Source organism: Nitrospira sp. BLG_2 (assembly GCF_049222245.1).
Genome location: NZ_JBLYIG010000658.1, coordinates 1 through 4,115, shown reverse-complemented (window position 1 = coordinate 4,115; position 4,115 = coordinate 1). Strand labels below are relative to the sequence as shown.

Annotated in this window: 4 protein-coding genes; 2 read left to right on the top strand and 2 right to left on the bottom strand. The window is 58.0% G+C overall.

The window, feature by feature from the left end; translation table 11 throughout:
• A partial coding sequence (locus ACOSYY_RS17455; RefSeq protein ID WP_421664105.1) for a reprolysin-like metallopeptidase occupies window positions 1-542 on the top strand: 542 nt, incomplete at its 5' end.
• Window positions 543-571: 29 nt separating this feature from the next.
• Complete coding sequence (locus ACOSYY_RS17450) at window positions 572-1,192, top strand: HEAT repeat domain-containing protein (RefSeq protein ID WP_421664104.1); 621 nt, start codon at window positions 572-574, stop codon at window positions 1,190-1,192.
• A 178-nt stretch (window positions 1,193-1,370) separates the two neighbouring features.
• Here ACOSYY_RS17450 and ACOSYY_RS17445 read toward each other — a convergent pair whose 3' ends face one another.
• Both ACOSYY_RS17445 and ACOSYY_RS17440 read right to left on the bottom strand, forming a co-directional pair.
• On the bottom strand, window positions 1,371-2,930 hold the full coding sequence (locus ACOSYY_RS17445) for a DEAD/DEAH box helicase (protein WP_421664103.1): 1,560 nt from the start codon (window positions 2,928-2,930) through the stop codon (window positions 1,371-1,373).
• A 27-nt stretch (window positions 2,931-2,957) separates the two neighbouring features.
• Entirely contained in the window at window positions 2,958-4,061 is a 1,104-nt protein-coding gene (locus ACOSYY_RS17440; protein ID WP_421664101.1) for a DNA topoisomerase IV subunit A, read from the bottom strand.
• Window positions 4,062-4,115 lie beyond the last annotated feature (54 nt).

The window sequence follows — 4,115 nt, the reverse complement described above, 5'->3', positions numbered from 1 at the left end:
TGTGGCACAAGTGGTGGACACAGCGTTTGCCCACGGTACGTTTGCACGTGAAAGTGCTGAGTCAGCCGACCCGTTTTTCCGTCGATCATATGGTCGACAACATGATCGACGTCTACGCAACGCATGGCATCCGCGTGCACCGCGTGAGCGATCAAAACCTGAACCTGCCGCTGCTGAACGATCTGGAAGTCGGCGCGTGTACCATGGGCAGTGTCACCGCCGAGCAAACCACACTGATGGCCAATCGCGCAGGGGCGGGCGCCAACGATGTCGTCGTGTATTTTGTGCGCTCGACGAATCCCAGCTTTAACGGCTGCGCTGCACATCCCGCCAACCGGCCGGCGGCGGTGGTGGCTTCAGTCGCGAGCGAATGGACGCTGGCCCATGAAGTCGGCCATGTGCTGGGCCTCAACCATGTGACACCCACCGATCGACTGATGATGGGGGGCGGTACCAACAACATTACCAATCCGCCGCCTGATCTGATAGCGAGTGAAGCGCAAACGATGGACAACAGTCCGTTCACCCAGAACCTTGGGTAAACCGGGCCGTTCCCATAAGGAGACCAACGATGGCGATCAGCTATGCAGAACTGAAGGCAATGTTGGATGTTGACGAGCCGGACTATATGGCACTCGTCGAGAAGGCCACAGATGCCGTGCACCATTTGCGCAAACTGGCTGAGTCCACGGATGTGTCGCTGGCATCCAAGGCGGTATCGCTCGCCGGCATGCTCGGCGGCGCCGACAGCATCGGGATCATCGGTAATGCCTCGAAATCGCGCGCGGCGCTGATTCGTGTTGCCGCAGCGCATGCCGCGACCATGTTACCTGACAGCCCTCAGACCGCGCGCGTGGTGGACAAGCTTCTGGATGATAAGGATGTCGGCGTGTTAAAGCTCGCACCTCGAGCGGCAACACGGTTGTCCGATCCAAGGGTGGCGACGAAGGCAAAGAGAGCCGGCAAGCGTTTGAGGGCAGCTGTGCGCGCAATGACGGCTCAAAAATCACAGCGCGAAAGGAACCAGGTCATGGCGAACAAAGCTGGTACGAAGACGCGTGGCCCGGCAACCCCGGCCAAAGGAACGCACAAGAGCAGTGCCAAAGTCAGAGGGCAGATGCCCACGGGGGCCATGGCGCAGCCGACGAAAGGAGCGAAAGCCCGTGACATGCCGACTGGCAAAATGAACTGAATCATCAGCTTGCCCGATTATAAGTCGGCAGATTGCGTGGTAGAGCGCGGAAATTAGACGTACTTGTCGGAATGAAGCGCTCGAAGAGGGGCACCGATCTCGGCCCTCGGGCAACTCAGGATTCTATCGGTGCCTCAAACCGAGAGGAAGAAGCTCCCGCGTCGCGCGATGAATGATCTCACCGTTTGCCATCGTAGCCTTTCTCCTTCCACCGCTCCAGCAATTGAATACGTTTTCGAAGCTGATCGGCTGTCGCTTGATCGACGCGGCTCCCGGTGCGGGCAATCAATTCCGCATTCAGCCTCCGATGATCGATTCCGCTGTTTCTGGCGACCGTGCCGACAAGCAGCCGGTGGAGATCCCGTAGATCCTGCTTCTGCTCATGAAGTGAGACAGCCGGTTCGGCAAGGACATCCGCGCCGCTCCCCCCCCGCGTCTCGTCTTCTCCGATCAGGCTATCCATTCTGGCCACTGCCATCAACGGCATGTATTCGTTTGTTGAGACCGTGGCCCGTCCGAAGAGGTCCCGTTGCTCCGCCGGCATGATGTCTTCCAACACATGATCCCGTTCCGCTTTGATCTGCTTGGCATAGTGCACCAAGACCGGATCTTTCGGCAGGTATAGCCATGCCCGTTGGGGTTTAGGCACTCCATCTTGCATTCGAACGAACCGGCCGACGACTTGCCGGAAGTACATTTCCGTGATCACGTTCGTCCCATAGACGCCGACACGGAGCCGCGGGATGTCCACGCCTTCGCTCACCATGTTGACAGCCACCAGCCACTGCTGCTTTTTGTGATCGGCGAACTCTTCGATCGTGTGCGACGCCGCGGGATCGTCCGATACGGCAACGGCGGCCTTCGTGCCGACAATACGGCCGACGAGGTCCGCCACCCAACGCGCATGGTCCTGATCCATGCACACGATCAGGCCACCGGCATCCGGTTGTTCCTGCTTCCGAAGACGGGTCAGTTGCGCGTGGGCATCGGTGATCACCGGTCCCAGCCAGGTTTCCTGAAGCAACGCCGTCTTCAACCGTTCGCGCTGCCGATTGAACGTCAACCCGTCTTCAAATGTCGCCTGATGCTCCCGGCCATCGGATAACCAGCTGAGCTCGCCTTCATAGCTTGGGAAAACGATCGGCCGACAGACGCTGTCGCGAATTGCATCGGTGTACCCATAGGCAAAATCCGCTCGGCTCTCTCCATTCTCATATCGAATAAATGGGATTGGATTGTTGTCCGACCGAAACGGCGTGCCGGAGAGAATCAATCGAAATACCGCCGGGTCAAACGCCGAGCGCAACGCTTTCCCCCAGTTCTTGCCGTCGCCGGCGTGGTGCAGCTCGTCGAAGATGAGCAACGTCTTCTTGCTCTTGCAGACTCGCTGGAAGCTCGCCGGAGCCAGACAGACTTGCTGATAGGTCACCACGGCGCCGTGATAGTCCGATGCTTCCGCCGCTTGTTCGTTGGTCAACGCCGGATCGAGCTGCAACCCGATCTTCCCTGCGGCATCCGACCATTGCGTGCGGAGATGATTCGTCGGGCAGACGACCAGGACCCGAACCGCAGCCTGTTTCGCCATAAATTCGTGTGCCACGCGTAGCGCAAAGCGCGTCTTTCCCGCGGCAGGAGTGGCCATCGCCAGAAAGTCTTTGGTCTGATGGGTACAAACCGCCGACAGAGCTCGCTGCTGCCAGTCACGAAGGGGCGCGATCCAGGCAGGCAATCTCTTCATGGCCGACAACCGGTTCGCGGAAGGAGGCTAATCGAGCCAATCCCTTTCTTGTAGCTTCTTCGGCAGGTATTTTTTGGTGAGATACTGGAAGTCTTTGTTCGCCAACGCGTCCAGCTCGTACTTCAATCCGCTTGTCAGCATGCGCTTGATCTCCGCCTGCCAAGCCGGCTTCTGGAACCATTGGTAGTTCATCAATTCCTTGGCGCGGGCGATGTCTTTCTCGTTGAGCTTGATGCCGACGTTGCGCGGCAATTCGTACTGCTCAGGATCGGCACTCGATAAGCCCATGAATTTGGCCTTCGGAATGGCCATCCGTTGGCTTTCAAAGGCCAGATTGATCGAGCCTTGTTTGACGACGGAATAGATATAGTATCCCCACGGATCGTTGTCGACCAAGACGTAGACAGGCAGCCGATGTTCCTCATGGAGCCGCCTCGCCAAGCGCCGCACACCCCGCGGCGGTTGGCCATTCCCCGTAAGCAAGACGCAGTTATAGCGTCGCCAAAACTTGTCCTCCGACAATCGGTTCCACTGTGTTCCCTTTTCCACGAGCAGGAGAAAATCCGCCGTACAGCGACGAATCTCCAGATACTCCGGCTCCACGATCGACGGCACCGAGTACCCGCCTTTCCCGAGCTTCGAACAATCGACGCGATCGCCGTCGTCGCCGAAGACCACGGGCCCGACGATGCTGCCGCTGTTCTCCGCTCGAACATGGAGCTCTTCTCGAAGAGCGGTAAGGGACACTTCCAAATCCTCGATGACCGGATCGGATTCATCCTGTGTATCGAACGTATTCTCGTGCGAGTCTTTGATCGTATGCTTGGTGCGGTAGTAAATTTCTCGAAGCGAGGTAGTGAGATCGGCCCGCTGCAATTCGGAGAGAGCATCGGCGACCAGCACCGTTTGCATGAATTTCTTCGCCATGCCGACGTTGAAAAACGACCGCTCTTGTTTTTTGCCGCCCATCTCGATCAGGCCCTTCCGCTCGTTGAAGGACACGTTCGAGAGAGCCCGAATCGGAATCTGAAACGTCGGGTCTTTTGATCGCTCGGCCGATTGAACCACGATATCCGCCAGGCCGATGAGCTTCTTCTCGACCAGGGTCGTTTTCTTCGTCTTGGTCGTCATAATCTCCTATTTGGGCTTGCGCGGGGCAACCGTCTTGGTCGGTTTAGCGGATTT